Consider the following 24,490-nt stretch of genomic DNA (forward strand, 5'->3'; position numbering starts at 1 on the left):
GTTTACTGAACTTTCACTTTAGTACCTTCTTTCACATTAATCAAACCTGAAGCAATCACTTCGTCACCAGCTTTCAAACCATCCAAAATCTCTACAGTTCCGTCATCCAATGGGTTGATTTTCACAGGGCGATATACAGCAACACCGTCTTTGATCAAGTAAACTCCCGGGTCTTTTAAGCTTCCAGAAATTGATTTTCTATCGATTTTCAACACTTTCTCTTCTTCGGAGAATTTGAATTGAGCCGTTCCAAACATACCTGGCTTGATTTCATCCTGGTTTTTGCTGTTCATGATCAACTCCACTTGGTATTTGAAAGAGGCATCCGCTTTGTCAGAAATGAAGTGAACCTTGCCAGTGAAATCCTGATTGGCCATTGCGTTGACACGCACTGCGATCTCATCACCTTTATTTACTTTGGAAATTTCAGTTTCAGTGACGTTCACGGAAAGTTTCAATGGATTTTTGTTGATAATGTCTACCAAAGGCATTCCTGGGCTCACCAATGTTCCCATTTCGTAGTAATCTTCATTGATAAAACCTGCAATAGGAGCAGTCACCTGCGTGTCGTCCAATCTCTTTTTCAAAGCTGAAAGTTGGGCATCGGCTATTTTGAAAGCGTTTTCATTTTCTTCCAATTGCTTTTTAGTGATCGCATCCGTAGCGGCTAGATTTTCAAAACGCTTCAAATCTTTCTCAGCTTGATCTCGCCTTAGTTTAGCAATGGTGTATTCAGAACGTATCAATCGATCATCGATTTGTACAATCAAATCGCCTTTACGCACGTAATCCCCTTTTCTTCTTTGGATCTTCACGATCGCACCAGAAGTCTCAGCCATCAATTTCAATTCCTGCGATGGTTCGAAAATCCCGTTCGCTTCAAAATTTCTATTGACGGTCTTCTCCTCCACTTTTTCCACAGTCACTGAGATATACTCACTTGACTTCATGGCAAGGGTGGCCGCTTCGTTCATTTCTTGCTTGTTGTTGTAAAGCGTGAAGGCAACCGCTCCTACACCTACCAGGAGAAGTACTATGATTATTAATTTTTTCATCGTTTCGTTGGTATGAGTTTTCTATTAGAGTAAAAGATTTTTGATTTTTCCAGATGAGTTCAGAATCTCTAATTGAGCGATTCGAACCTGTATGATTTGATTGTTGTAATTGGCTTGCGCTTCACGCTGAGTAGTCTCCGCATCCAGCAAATCAGTCAATGGGCTTAGCCCTTCCTTGTATAGCAAGGTGGTCTCGCTAAGTACATCATTTGCCAAATCCAGGTTACTATCCAGAGATTCCAGTGTACTTAAGGAATTGTAGTATTTGTTCAGTGCATTTTTGTATTCCAAATCTGCAGCATCTTCAGCCTGAAGACGATCGAGGCTTAACTGCTGGGCAGCAACCTTTGACTGGGCGGCTTTGTATTTAGTCTGCATTCCGTCAAAAATCGGAATCTGAAGTTTCACACCAATCAAAAATCCTTGGTACCAAACTTTGTTTTGACTTAGGAAATCGAAACTGTCAGAGAAGGCATTCTTATTGAAATCTGCAAAACCAACCAATTGTGGCTGATGAGCCGCTTTGATATTTTTGTATTCGTATTCGTACAATTTCTCCTGTACTCCCAACACCTGGATATCTTTTCTATCAAAAATGTTAAAATCATTGATTTGAAAATCCTTCACTTTCTGGTTCATGTCCGCAACTGAGTGATCCAAAGTGATCTCCGTATCAACAGGAATTCCCATCAATAACTTCAAGTAACCTTCCTGTTGGTAGATAGCGATATCAAGATTTTCCTGCTCACTTTTGATGGAAGTAAGGTTTACCTTCACACGATTGAGATCCACTTTTCTAGCCAAATCATTCTCATATTGAGATTGAAGGATTTTTTCCAAACTTTCCAACTGATCTATATTTGCCCGTAAATTTTCTTTCTGAAGCTCCAATTGAATCACTCCCAAGTAATTCATTGAGATCTCATGAATCACGTCTTCTTCAGACTTCTCAGCCAAAATTCGATAAAACTCTTCTCCAGTTTTCGCGGCTTTCAAACCAATCAAATAGGAATTGCTGAAGATCAACTGGTTCAATTCAAAACCAGCCTTTAAGGACTGAGGAACGCCAAGAGAAATTACCTGAATGTCATTTGGGTCTCCACCAAAAATCCCGCCTGGCACTGCCTGAGGAAATACGTCCAAGAAATTATTGTACTGACCGTAGGCAGAGAACTGCGGAAGACCTGCCCCTCGGATCTCATTTCGCTGATACTTAGCTTTTTCCTCATCCAGAATCGCCTTTTTCAGCGTTCTGTTGTTTTCCAAACCGATCTCAATACTCTCTTTCAAAGTGAGGGTATCCGGTAGGTTAAATTCTTGCACCATCTCTTGCCCCATTGCCATTGCAGGAGCAATCAAGAAAAATGCATACGTTAAATACTTCTTTAACATGTCGCTGAATAATAGTTAGTTATAAAATATATAGTTGGTTCTGTTTTTTATGAACTTACTGTTCAAATTTTTTTAAGCCTGTTGTCTTTTGAAGCGCTCAAACAAAGCTGGAATCTCCTTTTTGAAGAAGCCTAAAAAATTAGAAAAGTCTTTCATATTGCAGTTGAATTCTGGATTCTTATCCGTTCTAATTTCTAGTACTTCATCTATGAATTTCTGGATCTCAGAAATGTTTTCTAAATCTTTTTGGAAGTCCTCTCTCCAATCGCTCACCTTCAGAGCAAAATATCTTTTACGATCACCTGGACGTGTAGAATAAACACATCTTCCTTTAGCCTGAAGGAAAGTAAGCGCATTACTCACCGCACTTTTACTTACGCTGAGCTGCTCCACTATTTCGTCAAATGAAACCTCACCTTCTTCATGAACCAATAGAAGACCTATAATTCTACCTACCAATGGCTGCATTCCTTTATGCTCGTGAAATACACCAATTCGTTCGATTAATTCTTTATGTCTTTCAGTTAATACCATCTTCTTTCTATTTGGGTTATGGGCTAGTAACGGGACAAAGGTAAACAAAGTTCAGTTAGTTCTGCAAATACAGAACAAAGTTTTATGAAATATTTTTGACAATGACTTTCTGCCCGGTTTTGAGAAGATCAACCTAAGTGATCTTTATTTACGGGTTGTTTCAGTAAGTCGTCTCCGAAAATTCTTTTCCGGTGATTCTCTCCCCATACGTGAAGTGCAGCTATTACATCTTTGAGCGTCTCACCGTACTTGGTCATGGTGTATTCTACTGTCACAGGAAAAGTATCATACACCGACCGTTTCACAAGCTGGTTCAATTCCAGATCACGAAGCTCTTTCGAAAGCATTCGGTCTGTTATCCCTGGGACTTGCTTAGAAATTTCCGAAAATCGCTTATATCCATGCAGTAAAGCTACGATAATTGGCAGCTTCCATTTTCCATTCAATACATCCAGCGCATCCTGAACTGGGCGGATAATCCCTGTGCATTGCGTATGATTTGACTTATCTAACTTTTCCATAACATCCTTTTAAATAGAATTAGGCTATACTATACCGAAGTATAGTACTATATCTTAGTATAGCACTTACAAATGTATAGCTAATTACCATAGGTTTGCAAAAAATATTTCAATCTTATGACGAACAAAATAATTTATTGGACATCCACCTCACTGGTTTCATTGATGATGCTTTTCAGCGCTTATGCTTATTTCACCGATCCAAATGTATCGGCTGGATTTACCGCAATGGGATTTAAGGACTTCTTCCGAATAGAATTGGGAGTTGCAAAAACACTAGGCGCACTTGTATTACTGCTTCCTTTTTCCCCAAAACTCGTAAAAGAATGGGCTTATGCAGGATTTGGTATCACTTTCATCTCAGCGTTCATTGCTCATTCAGCAAATGGAGATCCCGTTTCCGCTATGATTATGCCTTTGGTAGCCCTTGCGTTATTGGCAGTTTCGAGAGTATTCTTAGCAAAAATCAGCTAATAAAAATATCTTGTCATGAAAAGCATCCTAGGAGAAGTCCAGGATGCTTTTTTAATTTAAAAATTGGAAGGCACAAGAACTTTAAACGGGTTGAATACATTTATTAAACCACAAACCTTAAAAACTATGCCGCTGATCTACGTCAAAAATATGGTTTGCCCTAGGTGCATTGCTTCGGTTAGTAAGACCTTGGATACCTTGGGCCTCTCCTATTCTTCTGTTGATTTAGGGAAAATCAGGTTAGATTCTTCTCCCAATAATCAACAAAAAATAGCTTTGGCTGAGTCACTGCAGGCAGATGGTTTTGAATTACTGGAGGATGGCAAGTCCTCTTTGATTTCCCAGATCAAAAGCATTTTGATTGAGCAGATACAGCATTCTACAAATGATTTGTCTCAAAACTATTCCAGCTTTATTTCAGAAAAGTTAAATCATGAATACACATATCTGAGTAAACTCTTTTCCCAAGTGGAAGGCATCACTATTGAGAAGTACATTACCAAAGTGAAGATTGAGCGGGTAAAGGAATTAATATTTTACAATGAAAAAAGTCTTTCAGAAATCGCCGATCTTCTCAATTATAGTAGCGTAGCCTACCTTTCTTCCCAGTTTAAAAAAGAGACTGGAATGACACCCACAGATTTTAAAAATCAAGTAAATAGAAATCGTAAAAGTCTAGACAAAATATAAACTCATTTCAATTCAGATTTTTCCGTTCTGAAATGAAACAAAACCACCAATTTCTTTAAGCTTTTGATCCCTAATTGGTAATTACTTGCAGATAGTCCTGTAGCGTTTATCTTTGAGCCTGAAAGAAAAATCAACGGCAAATTTAACATTTCGATTTTTTCTATTAAACCTCGTATTATCAATTAATCCCTCAAATTCACATGATTTTGAACAAACATGTTTGCTTGCTTACAGCTGCTCTGGCGATTCAGATCGGTTCTCTGCAAGCACAGCAAAAGCCTGTTAAGCTTGACCTAAATGCCTTTGAAGGCAATAAAGGCAGCTGGACAGAAGTAGGAAAAGTCTGGGCAAATCCAGGTATTCCTAATGAACTACAATCTACCAGCGGGTCTGGCATTATGGCAAATCTTCCTACCAAGAAAAACCATGGAGCAGACATCACAACTACTGAGGAATACGGAGACGTAGATCTTTCTTTAGAGTACATGGTCGCTCCTGGTTCTAATTCAGGAGTGTACCTTCAAGGTAATTATGAAATCCAAATCTTGGATAGCTGGGCCAATACCAACACCAAACCTGGTGATAATGGTGGAATCTATCAGCGCTGGGACGAGAGCAAGCCTGACGGCCAAAAAGGTTACCAAGGTTATGCTCCCCGCCAAAACGTAAGCAAAGCCCCTGGGGTGTGGCAAAAATTGGAAGTTTCTTTCCAAGCTGCCAAATTCGATGCTTCCGGAAAGAAAACTGAAAATGCACGTTTCCTTTCTGTGAAATTAAATGGTGTAACTATCCACGAAAACCTGGAAGTCTTCGGCCCTACCCGCGGGTCAATGACTGGGGAAGATGTAGCTTTAGGACCTCTAAGAATCCAAGGAGATCATGGAGCTGTAGCTTTCAGAAACATTGAAATCACTCCGTTCGATGCCAAGACTCCTACCGTCTCTGGGGTAAGCTATGAAACTTACCAGGGTTCTTTTAATAATCTGGAAGAGCTAGCCGGAAAAACTGCTGTAGCAAAAGGTAGTGTAGCATCCCTGGATGAAGTACCTGCCTCTGTCTCTGATGTCAATCTGACAAAATATTCAGCAAACCTAAATGTAGCTGAAGCTGGTGAATACCAAATCACGATGCAAGTTCCTGGTGGACTTGCTGGTTTTGCTGTAGGAAATGAAAGCATTTCTAACCTTTCCGATAGAGGAGTGAGAGTTAGAAAGCAATTACAAGCAGGAGCTAATCCTATTCAAATTATCGCTTCCAAAAATAGAAATTGGTCTGTTGATGGATTCAACTTGGCAATTTCTGGACCTGGACTTAGAAGTACAGACCTGCTGGTTTCCGTAGCTGGAGCAAATCAAGCTACCGATCCTATTTTGGTGGATGCTGATGAAACTCCTGTTTTGCGCAGCTTCCGGGATGTACCTAATACTCCGAGATTGAGTCATGTGGTATCTGTAGCCAGCAAAGCTCAAGTGAATTATGCCTACGACTTAGAAACAGGCACGCTCATCCAAGTTTGGAGGGGTGAATTTCTGGATGCTACTCCTATGTGGAATAGTCGAGGCAATGGGGTTTCTGTACCACTTGGTGCCGTGATCAACTTAGCCGCTCCTGCAATTAATGCCGTAAGCAGTGATTACTCAGCACTTGAGGAGTTCAGAACTAAAGGTTACCAGTTGATCAATGGTTCCGAAGATGTTATATTCTCTTACCTTCTTTCTGGTCAATCTGTGAAAGATGAGATCAAAGTATTAGAATCAGGAAAAGGAATCAGCAGAACTGTTTCCGGTATTGGCAACGGTTTTTACAAAATAGCAGCTGGCACTGAGATTCAAAAAATCAACAAAGGCTATTATCTATTGCCTGAAACTGGTGTTTATCTAGAATATGATGAGTCTTCTTATGGACCTCCAGTGACTCATACTACTGAGGGAAATGCCGGAATTTACTTGCCTGCAAAGGGAAATATCGTTTATAATCTTCTCTTTTAATCCAGCGCGAAATGAACACATTACTAAAAAATAAATTCACAAAAATCGCCTTTGGACTAGCAGCTGTATTTCAGCTGATGCCTGGGCAGGTCGATGCACAGGAATCTCCCAAAGAAGAGGATTTCTTTAAAATCATGCGAGTAACAGCTCCAGAAGGTACACTTTTGGAAGTTGGTGGTTTGACCGTTTTGCCAAATGGCGATCTAGGGGTAGCTACTCGTAGAGGCGACGTATTTATTGTAGAAAATCCTACTAGCTCTAAGCCTTTCTTCAGAAAATTTGCTTCAGGTCTTCACGAAATCCTAGGACTCCACTACGAAGACGGAGCCTTTTATATGGCCCAAAGAGGAGAATTGACCAAATTAGTTGATACAGACCAGGATGGAACAGCTGACTTATATGAAACCGTGTATGCTTGGCCTATTTCTACACATTACCATGAATATAGCTTTGGCCCTAAAGTAGGTCCTGACGGTTCTTTCTTCGTTTCTGCAAACGTCGCTTTTGGCGATCAGGAATGGTGGAGAGGCGAAAGCCGCGTGCCAATGAGAGGCTGGATCATGAAGATCAACCGTGACGGAAGCATGGAACCTTATGCTACAGGTATGAGATCTCCTGCTGGGCTGGGAATGCTTGGAGACAAGTTAGTTTACACCGAAAATCAAGGTGATTACATGGGTTCTGGTGGACTTTGGTTCGTCGAGAAAGGTGATTTCACTGGTCACCCGGCAGGCTTAGCTTGGACTGGACTTCCTGATTCCCCTTTGAAATTGACTACTGAGGAATTCAATAAAGTAGTTGATCCACAAAAAATACCGAATGGAAATGGAGGTTTTCTCAAACCAGAAAACGTGATTGATGCTCCTTATATTACGATGGCACAGGCGAAGGAAAAACTTCCGGACTTGAAGCTTCCAGCAGTTTGGTTACCCCATGGTATACAAGGTATTTCCAACTCCGAACCAATTGTAATTCCTGAAGGAAACTTCGGTCCTTTTGGTGGTCAGGTTTTGGTAGGTGACCAAGGTCAAAGTAAGATCATGCGAGTAGTTCTTGAAGAAGTAGATGGCGTGATGCAAGGAGCTTCTATAGATTTCAGATCTGGTTTCCAGTCTGGTATTTTGAGAATGGCTTGGGCGCCGGATAAGTCTTTGTTTATCGGTGAGACCAACCGCGGTTGGGGTTCTGCCGGTGAGGCAAATGAAGGTCTTCAGCGTTTAGTATGGAATCACAACATTCCTTTCGAAATGAGAACTGTTAAGGCTCAGCCTGATGGTTTCTTGATTGAATTTACCAAGCCGGTGAACAAAGCAACTGCTGAAGATTTGACTTCTTATGCAGTAGAAAGTTTTACTTACAAATACTATCCAGTGTATGGAAGTCCACCTGTAGATAACAAAACACTAAAAATTCTAGGTGTAGAAGTAGCTGCAGATGGCATGTCTGCAAGAATTGCAGTGGAAGGTTTGAGAGAGAGTTACGTACACAAGCTTAGCCTAAACGGAGTTAGAGCTGCTGATGGAAGCTTCTCTCTTGTACACCCTGATGCTTACTATACGCTTCACAATATTCCTGCTGGCACCAAAATGGTAATCAAAACACCAGTGGCTCCGGAGCCTAAGAAAGAAGTTGCAGCAGCTGCGAAGCCTGCACCGGTTAAGGCAACTTCAGTTGCTTCTGCGATACCTTCAGATGCTGAGATCAAGACTTTATTAGCAAAAAATACCTGCTCAGCATGTCACATGAAAGACAAGAAAGTAATTGGACCAGCTTATACAGATGTAGCAAAGAGAAGATATTCTGACGAGAGAATAGTTGAGTTGATTTATAATCCAGAGCCTCAAAACTGGCCAGATTATGCTACACCTATGCCTCCAATGGCTCAGGTATCAAAAGAAGATGCGATGAAAATCGCGAAATGGATTAATTCATTGAGATAATTTTAGTCCACAGTAGACATCCAACTGTCCACAGTAGTTTAGATTTAAAGGCTTAGCGATTTATTTCGCTAAGCTTTTTTTTGATTTTCTAGCACCCGCGTATCCCCCCTAGACGGCTATGGTCTATGGTATTTTGACTTTTAACTACACAAAATCTTATAACTTCTTCACATAATTCCATAACACTTACCTCCCTAAGTCTCGCTAAGTTTGTATTGTCAATCAAAGGCAAAACCTATGGAAGAATCAAATCAAGTAATACATAAGGAGACTTTCCCGGTAACTGGCATAACCTGCGCAGCCTGCGCTTCTAGCGTAGAAACAATTCTTTCCTATACCGATGGAGTTAAATCCGCTCAGGTAAACTTTGCTTCGAGTACTGTCTTAGTAGAATACACAGACGAAATCAGCGCTGCAGGTTTAAATGATGCGCTTGAAGCAGTTGGATACGGACTAATCACCGAGAAAGAAAATGTAGAAGAAACTGTTTCGACTAATCAAAGAGAACATTATCAAGAGCTCAAAAAACACACAATTGGAGCGGCTATTCTAACCCTTCCAATTTTTATCCTTGGAATGTTTTATATGCATTGGAAGCCCGGAACATGGATTTCCTTAGCATTGGCTATTCCAGTTCTTTCTGTTTTTGGAAGAAGATTTTTTATCAGTGCTTGGAAGCAAGCCAAACATAAAAGTGTCAATATGGACACGCTGGTTGCGCTTAGTACTGCGATCGCTTTCATATTCAGTTTATTCAATACCATTTTTCCTGAGTTTTGGATCAGTCGAGGCTTTGAGCCACATGTGTATTATGAAGCGGCTACGGTGATTATCACTTTCATTCTTTTTGGAAAATTGCTGGAAGAGAAAGCGAAGTCAAGAACTTCTACAGCACTCAAAAACCTAATGGGACTTCAACCCAAGACGTTGAAAGCCTTGATCAATGGAGAGGAGAAAGAAATTCCGATTTCTGAAGTTCAAAAAGGCTATGAAATCATCGTTCGGCCAGGAGAAAAAATTCCTGTTGATGGAAAAGTGATCTCGGGAAATTCCTTTGTGGATGAAAGCATGATTAGTGGGGAAGCTTTGGCTGTGGAGAAGTCTGAAAATGATAAGGTTTTTGCGGGCACTATCAATCAAAAGGGAAGTTTTCATTTCACAGCTGAGAAAGTTGGGAGTGAGACATTGCTTTCGCAGATCATAACACGAGTGCAAGAAGCCCAGGGATCTAAGGCTCCAGTTCAGAAACTGGTCGATAAAATCGCTTCCATTTTTGTCCCCACTGTCATAGCGATAGCAGTTTTGACCTTTGCTGTCTGGATGATTATCGGCGGAGAAGATGCACTTTCTCATGCTATTCTAAACTCAGTCGCAGTTTTGGTTATTGCCTGCCCCTGTGCACTTGGTTTGGCAACTCCGACTGCCATCATGGTTGGAATCGGAAAAGGAGCTGAAAATAACATCCTTATCAAGGATGCAGAAAGTTTGGAAATCGCTCATAAGGTAAATGCTATCATCCTCGACAAAACCGGTACAATCACGGCCGGGAAACCAACTGTCTCCAATATTCATTGGGAAACAGAAGAGTTGAAAACCAAGTTTGCTCCTATCCTACTTGCCATTGAATCAAAGTCAGAACATCCTTTAGCAGATGCAGTCAGTAAAAAATTGAGTGAAGAAGGTTTCAAATCTGCGGAGATTAAAGACTTCCAAAGCTTAACCGGTAAAGGCGTAGCAGCTAAAAACCAATCTAGTGAAGCATTATATGTAGGAAATTTAAGCCTGATCAAGGAACAGGGAATTTCATTGAATTCAGAAATTCAAGACAAAGTTAAAGTCTGGAGTAAGGAAGCCAAAACAGTTGTTTTCTTCGCAAATGAAGAATCAGTTCTTGCAGTCATTGCAATTTCTGATCAAATTAAACCAAGCTCGAAATCTGCTATAGAGAAGCTTAAAGAAAAAGGAATTGATGTTTACATGCTTACTGGCGACAATCAACAAACAGCTGAAGCGGTGGCTCAGGAAGTTGGGTTGACAGATTTCAAAGCTGAAGTGATGCCTTCTGACAAATCTGACTTTGTCAAAGACCTTCAGGCGAAAGGTAAAGTAGTTGCGATGGTAGGTGATGGAATCAATGACTCAGAAGCTTTGGCACAAGCCGATGTTAGTATTGCGATGGGCCACGGATCAGATATCGCAATGGATGTAGCAAAGATGACGATCATTTCCTCGGATCTTGAAGCCATTCCAAAAGCTCTAAATTTATCACACATGACCGTAAGAGGAATCAAAGAAAACCTGTTTTGGGCCTTTATTTACAATTTGATCGGAATTCCAATTGCTGCAGGCCTGTTGTATCCAATCAATGGATTTCTGCTCGATCCCATGATCGCAGGAGCTGCGATGGCGTTTAGTTCTGTTTCTGTTGTGTTGAATAGCTTACGATTGAAGGGAAAAAGAATTTAGTGTTTGTGTATTAAGTACCATTTCCAAAGTACCAAGTATCAAAAATCATGGACAGAAACTATTACTGCTTTACCACATTAAAACCTTCGAACTAATTTTCCAATATTTTAAATTTCCAATCTTCCAATAAGTAAAAATGAAAACTCAAAAATTCAAAACCAACATCAACTGTGGCAATTGCTTGGCAAAGGTCACTCCTATTTTAAACGCAGAAGCTAAAATCGAATCCTGGTCTGTAGATTTACAAAGTGATGACAGAACTCTCACCGTAGAATCTGAAGATATCACAGCTGATGAAGTCTTTAAAACAGTACTCAAAGCTGGATTCATCGCAAAACCAGAGTAGTTTAACAGAACGGCAAACTTACTTAGAGACATAATTTCCTAATTCTATTCACCAATCTCTAGAGTCTAAAGTCTAACATCTTATGTCTTAAGTCTTAAGTCTAATAAAATCATGTACTACCTCCGTCAAGTTCATCTTCCTTCTGGCTCTGATCGTCAGTTTCCTTTTTCGCTAAAAGCGCTGAAGGAACTGGGCACCATGTCCTTTGAAAGTCCGATTACAGTTTTTGTCGGAGAAAATGGCTCTGGAAAATCAACGCTTCTTAAGGCCCTGGCTATCAAGCTGAATTTACCGGCCATAGGAAGTACAGATTTAGAAAGTGATGAGACCCTCGATGGAGTCAAAACCTATGGTGAGCAAATTATCACCCAATGGAAAGACAGGGCTTTTCGTGGCTTCTTTTTCCAGGCTGAGGATTACTTTGGCTTCGTCAAGCGTCTCCAAAACATGGATTCTGAGATGAAGGGCGATATTGTAGATTTTGAGAAACGGTTGAGCGGAACAGGTCTAAAACTAGCTGTAGGATCAATTTTAGGCCAAAAGGAAGCACTACTTAGGAAATACGGAAATCTTACCGAAGTTTCGCACGGAGAAGGTTTCCTGAAAGTTCTGAAAGGAAGACTGCAAAATGAAGGTATCTATCTAATTGACGAACCTGAAGCAGCTTTATCTCCGCAGCGTCAATTGGCGCTTTTTTCCCTGATCAAAAATCTAGCGGAGAATCATGGGTGCCAATTTATCATCGCTACCCACTCTCCTATTTTGATGACCTTACCAAACGCTACGATTTTCCAGTTTGGAGAGAAAATCCAGAGAGTGAATTATGAAGATACAGAGCATTTCACCACTCTAAAAAACTTCCTAAATAATCCGGACGCTTTTTTAAGGCATTTGTAAAAGCGATAAAGCAGGTCAACTTTCTCATTGGCTGGAGAAACTTAAATAAAACCAGGTAATGCTAGACGAGATTTCTAATTTTTTCGCTCTACCTCCTTCAAAAGTGCTGTGAGAGGCTTGGAAGAAACTACTTCAGAAAGCTGCAGAAGTACATTTTTGAATTCAAGTCTAAGCATTCTGTCCTCCTTACCATAATCCCAAATCGGATAAATTGCTTGCGTAAAAAGCGTATCAAAACTTAATTCATTACGGTAGATTTTATACGGTAAATCCTCACAGTAAAGCGCAGAAGGTGGGGAATTGAAAGCTCTGAAACCTAACAAATCCACTAAAGCACGAAGACTGAGAATGGCAGTCCCAGGATCATTTATCCCCGGACTTAGTGCTTTGAGGGCGATTTCGGATAGTTGCCTATATCCATATTCATAATTGAGTACTACCGATTCCTGCTTGCTGATGATCACTCCCAGCAATGCCTGCTGCTCTTGTTCAACATCCAAATTTCTGCTGCATTTCATAATCGCCTGACCACGAAGCACGTAAGTTCCCATAGGATAAATAGCCATCATACTGCACTTACTTTTTGATAAAAATCCTTTCATTTCTTTATCATCAAACCCTTCGAAAACCCCTGATCTATGAGCTCGAACAATAGATTTTGCAGCAAATTCAGGCACCTCTTTCTTCTCTTCTTTTTCCTTACAAAATGCGCTCATCCCATCGAAGGTGGAAGATTTGATTCGATCAATAATGACATTGTATTTAACTGATTGGGTGATATAATGAAGAAAATAAATGAAAAGAAAAATATCGAAAACAGTGATCACGGTCAAAAGAAAAATGCTCAGAGACGGAATCTGAAAAGAATCCCCTGTTTCGCGAATGGTGCTGAAAAGAAAAAAAGTGTAAATGATGGTCCCAATATAAATCCCTAAAACTGTTTGCTGAAAGCGGTTTCCAATAAGTTTATCCAGCACTCTGTTACTCATCTGAGATGCTGCTTGACTCAGGACAATCATCACCATGGAAAAGCTGAAAACGGTCAGAGAAATAATTCCTCCCGCAATAGCACCGAGAATACTACGAGCCGTGGAAGGATCTTTGATCGTGAGCCAAGGAATATCGGTTTTGACTTCTTGGCCGACATTGGAAAGATCAAATGAAAAAACTAAAGCGGCAATGAACAAAAATACGATGCTTATGCAACCGGGTATAAAGGCTATACTGGAAATAATGTTTTGATACCTGGCAATCAGCCAAATCCTAATTTTATCCATTTTTTTTGAGGTCGTTTTATCAAATCGAATATTACCTATAAATCGAATTTGAGGTAAAAAAGTGAATTTACAATCCAATCAGTACTATTTATACAGGTCATTCAAAATTGAATCACTGTTGCGGTTGACAAAGTAAACCATCGAAATTTCAATGATTTTCTTGAGTTCAGCCCCTATCTTTGCCTACATATTGAATCACAAGTTACCTGATGCAACTCCTTCAAAACAAACAGAGAACCCTCCTTATTCTCTTCATTTTACTATTTTCAAACCAGGTTTTGGCACAACAAAACGTAGCTTTACCCCTTGTAAAGTCAACAATCAAAGGAATAAATATTTACGGAAAAACAGTTGACAACCAGACCCGTTGCCAGCACTGGCATTCTGATTTGGATGTAATCGCGATCAAATTCAAATGCTGTGAAAAGTACTATCCATGTTTTTCCTGTCATGAAGAAGAAGCTGATCACGAACCTCAAGTATGGCCAAAGACAGAATTTGATGCTAAAGCGATCCTTTGCGGAGTGTGCGGCACAGAACTCACCATCAGTGAATACCAAAAAAGTGGTAATACTTGTCCGAAATGTACAGCGGCTTTTAATCCGGGATGTAGTAAGCATTATCACTTATATTTTGAGACGGAAGATAAATGATCAATTTTCAATGGTCAAATTCAACGTTCTAGTCCATTTATAAAGAATAAAAGTTTAAAATAGAATTGCGATCTCCGCGTAACCCTCAGTGACCTCGGAGCTTAATATCGTTTACTCTGTTAAAGTAAACCTCAATCCCAAAAATCCTCTTATCCCCTGATTTGGAGCATAGACATACGTTGGGTCAAAAGTCAAAGCATTCGGATTTTCTGGAGTAGGAATAACCGTTCCATTAGGACCAAAAACAACGTTTTTATCAAATGGATCAAACGCTCTGGCAATGGAATTTGCTGCTGGAGTGAAATTCAGGATATTTTTTACTCCTCCATACACTTCCCATTTTTCTCCCAATTTCTTGGTCAATTGGATATTCTGCAAACTATACCAAGGAGAATATGCTGGCCTATCATCCAAAGGACCCAACAAGGGTAAGCGCATAGGACTATAAACATTTCCGGTATAGTCCATCGTCAAACCCAATCTGAAAAACTCATAGCCAACAGACCAAACTCCTGAAAATCGCTCGGTGAGCAATTGACGGATTTTAACCCCTTCCTCTTCAATACTTACATCCATGAGTGTTCCTCCAGCTGTAATTGCAAATCCATTCGCCCAAGCAATATCCGCATTCAAAGAAATCCCTTTTGATACAGCTGAGCCGTCGAGGTTGGCATAAATAATCTGATTTGGATTCGTCTCATAATCTGGAATAATCCGATTGGTGAAATAGGTGTAAAATGCTGATCCGTCCAATCCTATGAAAGTTCCCTTATCAGTATAGAATTTCTTCACCAGATTCGCATTTACATTACAGCTTTGCTCCGGTTTCAATTCCTCTGTGAAAATCACATCCCTAGCACCAGTCAACGCTGCATGATCTTCTGTAAATACATTTGCCACTCTAAACCCATTACCAGCAGACAGCCTAAATACCGTACTCTTGTCTTCAGAAGCCAATTTGTAATTCACCCGCGGAGAAAAAATTGACCCGTGAATGGAATTGTAATCGTATCGAGCTCCTAATAGTAAACTCTGGTTGGGAGTAAATTTAATTTCGTCCTGAACAAAAAACCCTGGTAAATGAATGACTGAAGGTGTATTTTGTTCCGAAGCCAAGGAAGAAGTAGCCGAAGTATTGTCATCGTAAAATGTATATCGATAAGCAACTCCAAGCAATAAACCATGTTTTTGAGCAGTTTTCGCCCAAGTCAACTGACCAAAACCAATGTATTGATCAGCTTTAAAAATGGTCGTGCCATAAACCGAATTTTGGTTATGCCCGTTTACAGAAAATTGAAAGTTCATCGTCTCTGAAGTTGGCAATTGCCAGGTACCAAAAGTTTCCCATCGGCTGGTATAAATACTCTCGCCATATACCCGATCCCCACCTCTTTCTTCATTTGTCCAATTCATCTCTCCTCCCCAACGATCTTCATAGACGTATCTTCCAGCAACCGTAAAAAGTCTATTTTCTGGTCGGCTTACATTGATTTTCTGGAAAAATGAAAGACGTTTTGAAAGGGTCACGTCAGTAAAACCATCTCCATTATTATCTATTGGATTATCGTAGTAAAAAGCATTCACACCAGTCAGAGATTGAACTTTTTCACCCCAATCAGACCGCAAACCTAAATCCAGATTCATCTCTCCCCAGCCAGTTGAAAAGAAATCTGTAGAAACTAATGGTGCAAAATCCGGTTTTTTAGTGATCACATTAATCAAACCACCTACAGCTTCCGAGCCATAAAGCGTGGACGCTGGACCCTTCACTACTTCCACTCTATCTATCAACGCCTGAGGAATCCCTGTCAATCCATAAACTGTTGCCAAGCCACTCACTATCGGCATCCCATCGATCAGTACCATGGTGTATGGCCCTTCCAAACCATTGATATGAATATCGCCCGTGTTGCAAACATTGCAATTGATCTGAGGTCGGACACCGTTTACATTTTGTAGGGATTCAAAAATTGAAGGCGTAGGATTTGCCCGGAAAAAATTGGCGCTGTAAACCTCTACTGGCACTGGACTATCCAATTTGGAAACTTCCTGCATTGTGCCACTGACTACTACCTCATCCAAGCCTCCATCCATTTCCCTCAAGATAAAAAGCAGTGCGGTGGTGTCTGCTCCTGGGATTTTAACCACCTGCTGAAAAGTTTGAAATCCTACCATGGAAACCTGAACAGTAAAAGTCCCTGACTCAGAAATTGGTATAGAAAAGGCTCCTGATTCATCTGTCACTGCCCCAATCGCTAATCCTTTCACATAAACATTAGCAAATTCCACCGGTTCATCTCCATGCAAAACCCTGCCTTTCAGCACATAGCTTTGACCATATGCATCAAAGGAGAATAGTAATATATATACTAGAAAGAGGTAATTGTATCTCATAGACTTGGAGTAATTCTAAAATTAGATACTGCAAATTTACATTGTTAGATTAGTCTAACAAAATTGTTTTAAAAAATAATTCAGCATATTTGAATACTAAAGCAATAGAGCATGGCATCACAAACCGAGGAAAACTACCTGAAATCTCTTTTTAACCTTGCAAACGAAAACAATGAGGTGAATATCTCAGAATTAGCTACCCAGATGCAAGTCAGCATGCCCACAGTGAATAGTATGGTGAAGACTCTCCAAAAAAATGGTTGGTTGAATTATGAAAAGTATAAACCTGTCACCCTGACGCCAAAAGGAAAAAAAGAAGCAGCATTAATTATTCGAAAGCATCGATTGACCGAAATGTTTTTGGTGAATAAAATGGGTTTTGGCTGGGAGGAAGTTCATGAAATTGCCGAGCAGGTTGAACATATTCATGCCCCAAAATTCTTTGAGCGCATGGATGAAATGATGGGATTCCCGACTATAGATCCACATGGCTCACCGATTCCAGATAAGCAAGGTCGAATCCAGGAGATTAACTACCTTACACTATCGAAGTGTAAGGCCGGTCAAACTGTGATACTTGCTGCACTTACTAACTCCTCTACTGAGTTTCTGGAATTTCTCAATGGCAGGAATTTGAGTTTAGGGACAGAACTGAAAATCCTATCAAAAGAGGCTTATGATCAAAGTATAGTAGTCTCCTACCCGAATCACTCGAGCGAAACATTGTCTGAAAAAGTCTGTGAGAAGCTGCTGGTTAAAGTAGTAGAATAAGCTTTTCCAAAACCACATATCTTTTCAAACTACCTCCTAGTTTTTCCTCTTTGGTTAAATATTTGGTACATTTTACTCAAACCTATTTAATAAACATGATCATCGACGTACACACCCATATTAATAATTACCATGAAGAACGTGTTGTTTCCTTGGAGGACTGTCTAAATAAGCTAACTGAAACCATGGAGGAGAATGAAGTCGATTATTCTCTTGTACTTACTTCATACAAAGTCAACGAACACCGGCCAAGCACCAAAAAAGTGGTTGAAGCTATTGCTGATAGGAAAAATCTAGGGGTAGTTGCTGGTATCAGTTACCTGAATTACAATCACCATGATCTCCGGGAAATCGCAGAATACCTAGAAGCTGGCCTGATTAAAGGATTGAAACTTTATCCTGGCTACGAACCATTTTACCCCAGTGATGCACGCCTTAAAGTAGTTTATGATATGGCAATCGAGTATGACGTGCCTGTCATGTTTCACTCCGGGGACACCTATGCACCCACAGGACGGGTAAAATATTCCCATCCTATTCATCATGATGATCTCGCTGTGGATTATCCTGATTTGAAAATTGTAATCTGTCATGTAGGAAATCCATGGATCAAAGACTGCATGGAGGTCACCTACAAAAACAAGAATGTTCATGCCGACTTTTCCGGATTGGTTCTTGGAGATTTCTCGGAGAAATTTGAGCGATGGATGAAAAATGAACTGGAGCAAATGATCACTTATGCAGGAAATCCCAAGTATCTCCTTTACGGAACGGATTGGCCAATTTCTTCTATGAAATCTTATTTAAACTTCATGAAAAACTTAGAGCTGCCTGAGGAAAAGAAAGAAATGATCTTATGGAAAAATGCGGCTGAATTATTCAAGCTTGATGTCAGCAGTTTTAAATAAGTTTCTAAACTATCGATTGTAAGGGTATTCATTAATCCAATGAAACCCTCTTGCGACAAGTGGATATTCTGACACCAGTTTTCGAGTACCATTTACTTTGCTGATATTCTCGCCTATCCTCAACTCAAGTTCATATTCCTGATCAGAGAGTTCTCTTATGGATAGCTCATCCGGCTCTTCTTCATTCTCACGGTTTTTAATGCTGATTTTACCATCAGGATTGATTTCTTGAATAGATAGAAACTCCCTTTCTCCATCTTTTCTTATTAACATTAAGTAGTTAGATTCCACCACTACTTTGTCCCAAGCTATAGCCTCATCAGCCTCGAATCCACTATAGATTCCCTCCCACTCATTTTGGTGTACCCGAAATTTTTGCCCTTGATAATGACCAACCATTCTCGTAATTGGAATAACACCAACATAGTAGATATTGATTAAAAGCCAGATAATTTGGTATTTCCTTTTCGTGAAATACGGCTTTAGCTCTCCCAAACTGGTAGTCTTTTGAAGAAGAAAAAAATCAAAAATTGCTTTCAAACTAGGTAATAATACCAGAATGGAGAAAACGAGAAGATGCGATGAAAATAGCTTTACGGGTACGTCGAAAGAGAAATTCACTAAAACTATATTGGTACAAACGGCAATTGACATTAAAGCGCCTAATACAACGGTACGTCGGAAAAGCAATAAAAATCCAGCAAGGATTTCAGATACACCCATGAATATTTTATAGGTATCAGAATAACCAAAAAACCTCCATGCTAAGCCCATAGGAGACATTTCCCCGTAAAGTACGTCCATACTATATAGACTTGGTCCAGGGAATTGACCAACCAGAAATTTGGCTACTCCATAGGAAATGAGCGTTAGCCCAACAAAATAACGTGCATACACCAATGACCATTTGTAGAAACCACTGGCATTTTCCCGCACTTTCTTTATGAAAATCATGATCAAACTAATGACGAATGACACGATGATCATAGCTGGAATCATTACATAATCAAAAGTAGTATCACCACTTCCAGTCATCTCAATTTTTTCAAGAGTTTCAATTCCAAGAAGAGATTTGCCGAAAAAAAGTATAAAACTGGTCTTTAACTGAATAAAATACTTGCTGAATAATTCGTAAGTAAAAGGGATGTTATCCAGAGGAAAAGGAAATCCATAAATAAAAATATAGAGACCTACCCAGATCATCAAAAAGCCCTTTAAAACAGTTATTTTCTTCATAGTTTAGATAAATTACCTTGTCAAAATAGGTGAAAATCTAAAATTAAGGAAACGAAAATCAGGCTCTTAACTAATTTTATGAGTGCTTCTGAATAGAACTTTTTCAAATATTTCAAAATGAAAGTCACTTACCTCATTTCCTGAAACACAAGACGCCTAAAAAGCAAAAAACCACCTGCCGATCTCTCAGAAGGTGGTTTTTCTATGAAAATCTAAATAAGGCTAGCGAACTACTTTTTTGTAATCGGTCACCAAATGCTTGATGAAAAACTCCATCATTCTGTCTCTGTTCAAGGCAGTATGACCTCCATCTGGAGCGATCTGAACTTCAATGCTTTTGCCTGCATCCTGAAACGCTTTGATCAGCATCAAAGAATTGGAAGGGTGTACGTTGTTATCTGCAGTTCCAAAGAAAATCAACAATTCGCCTTGTAATTGGTCTGCTTTGTTCATCAGGCTAAATCTATTGTAACCTTCCTCATTATTATCCAACGTACTCATGAAACGCTCTGTATAGATATTATCATACAATCTCCAGTCCGTTACTGAAGAGTTTGCAACAGCCGCGTGAACCAACTCTGGGAATCTAAGCAACATGGAAGCTGCGGTAGTTCCACCATAAGACGTCCCGTAAACACCTACTCTATCCTTATCGAAATAAGGTCTGTCATGAAGTGATTTGATGCCTTCGGCAAAATCATCCATCTCAACCAAACCGAGATTTCCGTATAACTGATCTAGTAATTTCTTACCTCTACCTTTTACATTTCTACCATCGATATTCAATACCAGAAAGCCATATTCTGTCAATGGATCCGGAAGTGTAAAGTTCTCGCGAAATGCATTTGTAGCTGGTCCACCGTAGTTACTTAAGATAACAGGATACTTTTTGCTAGGATCAAAATCAGATGGGAAGTGAATCATTCCATGTAATTCCGTCACACCGTCTTTAGAAGTAAAGGTGAATACCTCAACTTTTTTCAAGCCAAGCTCCTCAAATTTGCTCATGTCACTTTTCGCCAACTCAGCTACTACTTTGCCTTTGGCATCAACCAAATTCGTAAATGGGGCTACATCATGGGTTTGAGCAATATCAACAAAGTATTTTCCATCAGGAGAAATAGTCACTGAATGCAGGTATGCCGGATCAGTCAGTCTTGTATCTTTGGTCCCATCCAAATTAACTCGGTGCAGCTGCATCAACATGTGATTGTCTCCGCTACGAGCCATGTAATAAAGTAACTCAGCATCCTCATCCACTTTGACGATATTAGAAACCTCAAAAGGATGAGTGGTAATAGCATTGACCAATGTTCCATCAAAATTATACAAGTAGTAATTATTGAAACCTGATCTCTCGGAAGCCCATATAAAGTGCTCACCATCTTCCAAAACTTTCATTTCAGGAGAATTCTCCACAAAACTTGGAAGCCACTCTTCACGGATCACTGTTCTACTTTTACCTGTTTCCGGGTTGGCAGCGCGAAGCTCAAGGATATTCTGACGTCTGTTAGTGCTGTGGAAAAGCAATTCTTTGCCATCAGGAGTCCAAGACAGATCATAAATGTAAGTTCCTAAATCACCGTCACTGTAAGGCTTACCATCTCTGATGTCCAATTCGGTCATCTTTTTCGTAGCCAAGTCATAGACCATCAAATCAACTGGAAGATTTGGCTCACCAACTTTTGGGTAGGCCTCTACTTCTAAGGAATCATATAATTCCAACTGATTCAATAGCACATAATATTTTTTTACATCCTTTTCATCAAATCTATAGAAAGCGATTTTGCTACCATCAGGAGACCACCACATGGCAGTGTTTTGGCTTAATTCCTCACCATAAACCCAAGTAGCAATCCCGTATTTAATCTGATTTTCTTCGTTGCCATCCGTGGTGATAGCTATTACATTGCTACCATCAGCATTGCTGAGGAACATATTTCTATCCTTGGTGAATGCTTTGTATTTGCCATCGGGAGACTCTGCTGAATCAAACTGACGCCCTCTGGCTGGTCGGTTCCAAGCTCTTCGCTCAGGCTTAGGGATTTCACCAGCTTCCGTCGCTTTTTTTGTTTTTACAGAAAAAGACTGAAGTTTGCCACTTTCGACATATTCAAAAGATTTGCTGTCTTCAGCCCAAGTTACATTTAGGCTTCCAGGTTTTACTGCAGACCTCAATTGAGGGGCTATTTTTTGATATTGCTCATAGCCAGGCATACTCTTCAGCTTGTCCTGTGCCTGTGAAACTGAAATGGTTGTTGCTAAAGCCGCAGCCATTGTAAGGAAGAACTTATTCTTCATATACTATTCGGGTTAAGTTTATTCTAGTTGCGATGATACTATTTTTAGCTGTAAAAAGCAGGGATAAATACACGATAGGTTGCTGGGACTCATTAAATATTACTTTTCACGCTAATGTCATTCAGGTAAAATCTGATTACCCGGCATTCAAATTTGTAACCAATAAGGAACATTATGCATCCTAAGGATAATCAACTGACTTTCATTATGAAGCCCTTTAATTCAGCATTTAAGCTATTCTTAGGAATATTTTCCCTCTTACAACTCAATTCTCCATTTGCTTTTTCTCAATCACTAGAAGTTAAGATTGACTCTTTGCTGGAAACCACTTTTACACCAGTTGGTCCAGGAGCAGTTTTCTTGGTGGCAAAAGCTGGTGAACCTATTTATAGAAAAGCATTTGGGAAGGCAAACTTAGAACTCAATGTCTCCATGACTCCCGCAAATGTCTTTGAAATTGGTTCCATGACTAAGCAGTTTACTGCCATTTCTATTTTGATGCTACTGGAGCAAGGAAAGCTTCAGCTTGATGATGAAATCACGAAATTTATCCCAGACTACCCTACTCAAGGCAAAAGAATCACAGTCCATCATCTGCTAACTCACACATCTGGAATAAAAAGCTTCACCAGTATGAAGTCTTTAAGAGCTATCGAAAGGCAAGATCTTACTCCTACCGAACTGGTGGATTTCTTCAAAAACCAACCGATGGATTTTGAGCCCGGAGAGGAGTTCAAATACAACAACTCAGGCTATGTGGTTTTGGGATATATCATCGAAAAGCTATCAGGAAAAACTTTTGCTGATTTTGTCCAAGACAATATTTTTCAAAAACTCGGAATGAATTCTTCCCAATACGCCAGCCATTCCCAGGTCATAGAAAACCGAGCCTATGGTTATCATCAAAAAGACAATTATGTAAATAAGAATTACATCAGTTTGAGTTTGCCGTATTCTTCCGGCTCGCTGATGTCCACCGTAGATGACATGCTCAAATGGAATGAAGCGCTCAAAAAGAATTCGCTTATCAAAGCAGAAACCAAGGCCAACGCTTTTGAAAATCACACCTTGAACAACGGCGACAAGATCAATTACGGCTACGGCTGGCATATCAGCAATATAGATGACTCCCCAAGTTTAGAGCATGGTGGAAGTATTTTCGGCTTCAAATCCATGGGAGTCTATTTACCCGAAGAAGATATTTATGTGATCGGATTTAGCAATTGCGACTGCAATTCGCCTACTACTTTGACTAGAGATATTGCTCACCTTACCTTGGAGAATTTTTAGCTACCAGATTAATTTATATGTTCTATTGAGATCATCTCTGCAACAATCTCCTGATCCTTATGAATTGAATTTCCCTCCTCACAAAATCTCCATATATTGGATTTGTAAAGTAAAAAACCCTACTATAACCTTATTTATGGAATACAGAAAGTTAGGAAACACTGGTTTGGACCTTTCCATTCTAGGATTTGGAGCGTCGCCTATGGGAGATGTTTTTAATGTTTCTGACGAAAAAGACGGTTACCGAGCCGTAGCCTATGCGATCGACCATGGTGTGAATTTTTTCGATGTCTCTCCATTTTATGGCCTTACCCTGGCAGAAAAGCGACTTGGAAATGCTTTAGAAGGAAAGCGAGACAAAGTAATTTTAGCAACTAAATGTGGGAGATATGACTTAAAGGAATTTGATTTCTCCGAAAAGCGAATTCTCAAAAGTGTGGATGAATCTCTTGCCAGACTGAAAACAGACTATATAGATGTACTTCAGCTCCACGACATTGAGTTTGTGGAAAAAGAACAAATTCTTAATGAAGCCTGGCCAACCTTAGTCAAACTCAAAGAATCCGGAAAAGCACGATTCATAGGGATCACAGGTTTACCGGTAAACTACCTTGCTGAAATCACGAGAAACATAGACGTGGACACAGTTCTATCCTGGGCACATTATAATTTGCTGGAGGATGAAATTAACCGTGAACTCGTGCCACTTTCCAAGAAGAAAGGCTTCGGTCTGATGAACGCTGCACCTTTGATGCAACGCATTCTATCGGATGCTCCATTGCCAGAATGGCATCGTTCTCCGCAAGCAATGAAGGATATGCAATCCAAACTCTTGGCTCTTTGCGCTAGCTATGGAGTGAAGCTAAGCGATGTGGCTATTCGCTACGCCTTGGATCATCCTGATATTTCTACCACAATCGTAGGGATGTGTGATTTAGCCACCATCACCCAGAACGTAGGCGTGATTGATTTCCGAATTCCTGATGGACTTTTGGAAGAAATCGAAACGCTTGTCGCTCCAGTCAAAAACCAAATGTGGTACGAAGGGAAACTTGAGAATAATATATAAGCTGGGAGACCGAAGACGGGAGACGGAAGTGGCGTTCATCGCAAACAACGGAGAGCCTGTCCCGATTCGTCGGGAAGTGAAGCGATCTTAATGAGCTAATGAAATTGCTTCGTACCTCGCAATGACGGAAGAGTAAGACAATCTGATTGTAAAAAGTAAAATATGTCAAGACAAATCAGGTATGGTTACCATTCCTTCGGTCTTCGGTCTCCCGTCTTCCTGCCTGTCAATCAAATAATAGAAGGTTAATATTATAATATAAGTCAAATACAAAAACCTATTAAAACC

20 protein-coding genes are annotated in these 24,490 nt (G+C 40.0%); 12 read left to right on the forward strand and 8 right to left on the reverse strand.

The window, feature by feature from the left end:
- Positions 1 to 2: 2 nt before the first annotated feature.
- The 4 genes from QOL76_RS00425 to QOL76_RS00440 all read right to left on the reverse strand — a co-directional run bounded on the left by QOL76_RS00425 (position 3) and on the right by QOL76_RS00440 (position 3,502).
- On the reverse strand, positions 3 to 1,055 hold the full coding sequence (locus tag QOL76_RS00425; RefSeq protein WP_283411041.1) for an efflux RND transporter periplasmic adaptor subunit: 1,053 nt from the start codon (positions 1,053 to 1,055) through the stop codon (positions 3 to 5).
- Positions 1,056 to 1,079: 24 nt separating this feature from the next.
- A complete protein-coding gene (locus QOL76_RS00430) occupies positions 1,080 to 2,447 on the reverse strand; it encodes a TolC family protein (protein WP_283411042.1) in 1,368 nt (455 codons plus the stop codon).
- Positions 2,448 to 2,519: 72 nt separating this feature from the next.
- Positions 2,520 to 2,981, reverse strand: a complete 462-nt coding sequence (locus QOL76_RS00435; protein ID WP_283411043.1) for a GbsR/MarR family transcriptional regulator — start codon at positions 2,979 to 2,981, stop codon at positions 2,520 to 2,522.
- 128 nt (positions 2,982 to 3,109) lie between these two features.
- Positions 3,110 to 3,502, reverse strand: coding sequence for a winged helix-turn-helix transcriptional regulator (locus QOL76_RS00440; RefSeq protein ID WP_283411044.1), 393 nt, complete (start codon positions 3,500 to 3,502; stop codon positions 3,110 to 3,112).
- Positions 3,503 to 3,619: 117 nt separating this feature from the next.
- Between QOL76_RS00440 and QOL76_RS00445 the strand changes: the two genes are divergently transcribed.
- The 7 genes from QOL76_RS00445 to QOL76_RS00475 all read left to right on the forward strand — a co-directional run bounded on the left by QOL76_RS00445 (position 3,620) and on the right by QOL76_RS00475 (position 12,303).
- The gene (locus QOL76_RS00445) at positions 3,620 to 3,976 is read left to right on the forward strand and encodes a DoxX family protein (RefSeq protein ID WP_283411045.1); all 357 of its coding nucleotides are present in this window, start codon (positions 3,620 to 3,622) and stop codon (positions 3,974 to 3,976) included.
- Between the two features lie 126 nt (positions 3,977 to 4,102).
- Positions 4,103 to 4,666 carry a helix-turn-helix domain-containing protein gene (locus QOL76_RS00450; RefSeq protein WP_283411046.1) on the forward strand — a complete coding sequence of 188 codons (564 nt, stop codon included), beginning with the start codon at positions 4,103 to 4,105 and terminating at the stop codon, positions 4,664 to 4,666.
- 200 nt (positions 4,667 to 4,866) lie between these two features.
- A complete protein-coding gene (locus QOL76_RS00455) occupies positions 4,867 to 6,654 on the forward strand; it encodes a 3-keto-disaccharide hydrolase (protein WP_283411047.1) in 1,788 nt (595 codons plus the stop codon).
- An 11-nt stretch (positions 6,655 to 6,665) separates the two neighbouring features.
- Positions 6,666 to 8,594, forward strand: a complete 1,929-nt coding sequence (locus tag QOL76_RS00460) for a c-type cytochrome (protein ID WP_283411048.1) — start codon at positions 6,666 to 6,668, stop codon at positions 8,592 to 8,594.
- Between the two features lie 237 nt (positions 8,595 to 8,831).
- Positions 8,832 to 11,060, forward strand: a complete 2,229-nt coding sequence (locus tag QOL76_RS00465; protein ID WP_283411049.1) for a heavy metal translocating P-type ATPase — start codon at positions 8,832 to 8,834, stop codon at positions 11,058 to 11,060.
- Positions 11,061 to 11,196: 136 nt separating this feature from the next.
- Positions 11,197 to 11,406, forward strand: coding sequence for a heavy-metal-associated domain-containing protein (locus QOL76_RS00470; RefSeq protein WP_283411050.1), 210 nt, complete (start codon positions 11,197 to 11,199; stop codon positions 11,404 to 11,406).
- Between the two features lie 111 nt (positions 11,407 to 11,517).
- Complete coding sequence (locus tag QOL76_RS00475) at positions 11,518 to 12,303, forward strand: AAA family ATPase (RefSeq protein ID WP_283411051.1); 786 nt, start codon at positions 11,518 to 11,520, stop codon at positions 12,301 to 12,303.
- A gap of 74 nt (positions 12,304 to 12,377) precedes the next feature.
- Here the strand turns inward: QOL76_RS00475 and QOL76_RS00480 are convergent, their stop codons facing one another.
- Positions 12,378 to 13,580 carry a DUF2254 domain-containing protein gene (locus QOL76_RS00480; protein ID WP_283411052.1) on the reverse strand — a complete coding sequence of 401 codons (1,203 nt, stop codon included), beginning with the start codon at positions 13,578 to 13,580 and terminating at the stop codon, positions 12,378 to 12,380.
- Between the two features lie 278 nt (positions 13,581 to 13,858).
- On the opposite strand from QOL76_RS00480, the gene QOL76_RS00485 reads away from it, so the two are divergent.
- Positions 13,859 to 14,233 carry a CHY zinc finger protein gene (locus tag QOL76_RS00485; RefSeq protein ID WP_283411053.1) on the forward strand — a complete coding sequence of 125 codons (375 nt, stop codon included), beginning with the start codon at positions 13,859 to 13,861 and terminating at the stop codon, positions 14,231 to 14,233.
- 111 nt (positions 14,234 to 14,344) lie between these two features.
- Here QOL76_RS00485 and QOL76_RS00490 read toward each other — a convergent pair whose 3' ends face one another.
- The gene (locus QOL76_RS00490; protein ID WP_283411054.1) at positions 14,345 to 16,627 is read right to left on the reverse strand and encodes a TonB-dependent receptor; all 2,283 of its coding nucleotides are present in this window, start codon (positions 16,625 to 16,627) and stop codon (positions 14,345 to 14,347) included.
- Positions 16,628 to 16,738: 111 nt separating this feature from the next.
- On the opposite strand from QOL76_RS00490, the gene QOL76_RS00495 reads away from it, so the two are divergent.
- Both QOL76_RS00495 and QOL76_RS00500 read left to right on the forward strand, forming a co-directional pair.
- On the forward strand, positions 16,739 to 17,398 hold the full coding sequence (locus QOL76_RS00495) for a metal-dependent transcriptional regulator (RefSeq protein ID WP_283411055.1): 660 nt from the start codon (positions 16,739 to 16,741) through the stop codon (positions 17,396 to 17,398).
- 95 nt (positions 17,399 to 17,493) lie between these two features.
- Positions 17,494 to 18,306 (forward strand): amidohydrolase family protein, encoded by an 813-nt coding sequence (locus QOL76_RS00500; protein WP_283411056.1) that lies wholly within the window; start codon positions 17,494 to 17,496, stop codon positions 18,304 to 18,306.
- A 9-nt stretch (positions 18,307 to 18,315) separates the two neighbouring features.
- Here QOL76_RS00500 and QOL76_RS00505 read toward each other — a convergent pair whose 3' ends face one another.
- Positions 18,316 to 19,542: a hypothetical protein gene (locus QOL76_RS00505; protein WP_283411057.1), complete on the reverse strand. Its 1,227-nt coding sequence runs from the start codon at positions 19,540 to 19,542 to the stop codon at positions 18,316 to 18,318.
- A gap of 222 nt (positions 19,543 to 19,764) precedes the next feature.
- Positions 19,765 to 21,843 (reverse strand): S9 family peptidase, encoded by a 2,079-nt coding sequence (locus QOL76_RS00510; protein WP_283411058.1) that lies wholly within the window; start codon positions 21,841 to 21,843, stop codon positions 19,765 to 19,767.
- A 207-nt stretch (positions 21,844 to 22,050) separates the two neighbouring features.
- Between QOL76_RS00510 and QOL76_RS00515 the strand changes: the two genes are divergently transcribed.
- Positions 22,051 to 23,133, forward strand: a complete 1,083-nt coding sequence (locus tag QOL76_RS00515; RefSeq protein ID WP_283411059.1) for a serine hydrolase domain-containing protein — start codon at positions 22,051 to 22,053, stop codon at positions 23,131 to 23,133.
- A 136-nt stretch (positions 23,134 to 23,269) separates the two neighbouring features.
- Positions 23,270 to 24,202, forward strand: a complete 933-nt coding sequence (locus QOL76_RS00520; RefSeq protein ID WP_283411060.1) for an aldo/keto reductase — start codon at positions 23,270 to 23,272, stop codon at positions 24,200 to 24,202.
- Positions 24,203 to 24,490 lie beyond the last annotated feature (288 nt).

The organism is Algoriphagus winogradskyi (assembly GCF_900182815.1).
Classification (GTDB): domain Bacteria; phylum Bacteroidota; class Bacteroidia; order Cytophagales; family Cyclobacteriaceae; genus Algoriphagus; species Algoriphagus winogradskyi.

What these genes read in the sequence shown, in the direction of transcription:
- QOL76_RS00425 (WP_283411041.1), bottom strand. Translation starts at nt 1,055, where the DNA reads ATGAAAAAATTAATAATCATAGTACTTCTCCTGGTAGGTGTAGGAGCG.
- QOL76_RS00430 (WP_283411042.1), bottom strand. Translation starts at nt 2,447, where the DNA reads ATGTTAAAGAAGTATTTAACGTATGCATTTTTCTTGATTGCTCCTGCA.
- QOL76_RS00435 (WP_283411043.1), bottom strand. Translation starts at nt 2,981, where the DNA reads ATGGTATTAACTGAAAGACATAAAGAATTAATCGAACGAATTGGTGTA.
- QOL76_RS00440 (WP_283411044.1), bottom strand. Translation starts at nt 3,502, where the DNA reads ATGGAAAAGTTAGATAAGTCAAATCATACGCAATGCACAGGGATTATC.
- QOL76_RS00445 (WP_283411045.1), top strand. Translation starts at nt 3,620, where the DNA reads ATGACGAACAAAATAATTTATTGGACATCCACCTCACTGGTTTCATTG.
- QOL76_RS00450 (WP_283411046.1), top strand. Translation starts at nt 4,103, where the DNA reads ATGCCGCTGATCTACGTCAAAAATATGGTTTGCCCTAGGTGCATTGCT.
- QOL76_RS00455 (WP_283411047.1), top strand. Translation starts at nt 4,867, where the DNA reads ATGATTTTGAACAAACATGTTTGCTTGCTTACAGCTGCTCTGGCGATT.
- QOL76_RS00460 (WP_283411048.1), top strand. Translation starts at nt 6,666, where the DNA reads ATGAACACATTACTAAAAAATAAATTCACAAAAATCGCCTTTGGACTA.
- QOL76_RS00465 (WP_283411049.1), top strand. Translation starts at nt 8,832, where the DNA reads ATGGAAGAATCAAATCAAGTAATACATAAGGAGACTTTCCCGGTAACT.
- QOL76_RS00470 (WP_283411050.1), top strand. Translation starts at nt 11,197, where the DNA reads ATGAAAACTCAAAAATTCAAAACCAACATCAACTGTGGCAATTGCTTG.
- QOL76_RS00475 (WP_283411051.1), top strand. Translation starts at nt 11,518, where the DNA reads ATGTACTACCTCCGTCAAGTTCATCTTCCTTCTGGCTCTGATCGTCAG.
- QOL76_RS00480 (WP_283411052.1), bottom strand. Translation starts at nt 13,580, where the DNA reads ATGGATAAAATTAGGATTTGGCTGATTGCCAGGTATCAAAACATTATT.
- QOL76_RS00490 (WP_283411054.1), bottom strand. Translation starts at nt 16,627, where the DNA reads ATGAGATACAATTACCTCTTTCTAGTATATATATTACTATTCTCCTTT.
- QOL76_RS00495 (WP_283411055.1), top strand. Translation starts at nt 16,739, where the DNA reads ATGGCATCACAAACCGAGGAAAACTACCTGAAATCTCTTTTTAACCTT.
- QOL76_RS00500 (WP_283411056.1), top strand. Translation starts at nt 17,494, where the DNA reads ATGATCATCGACGTACACACCCATATTAATAATTACCATGAAGAACGT.
- QOL76_RS00505 (WP_283411057.1), bottom strand. Translation starts at nt 19,542, where the DNA reads ATGAAGAAAATAACTGTTTTAAAGGGCTTTTTGATGATCTGGGTAGGT.
- QOL76_RS00510 (WP_283411058.1), bottom strand. Translation starts at nt 21,843, where the DNA reads ATGAAGAATAAGTTCTTCCTTACAATGGCTGCGGCTTTAGCAACAACC.
- QOL76_RS00515 (WP_283411059.1), top strand. Translation starts at nt 22,051, where the DNA reads ATGAAGCCCTTTAATTCAGCATTTAAGCTATTCTTAGGAATATTTTCC.
- QOL76_RS00520 (WP_283411060.1), top strand. Translation starts at nt 23,270, where the DNA reads ATGGAATACAGAAAGTTAGGAAACACTGGTTTGGACCTTTCCATTCTA.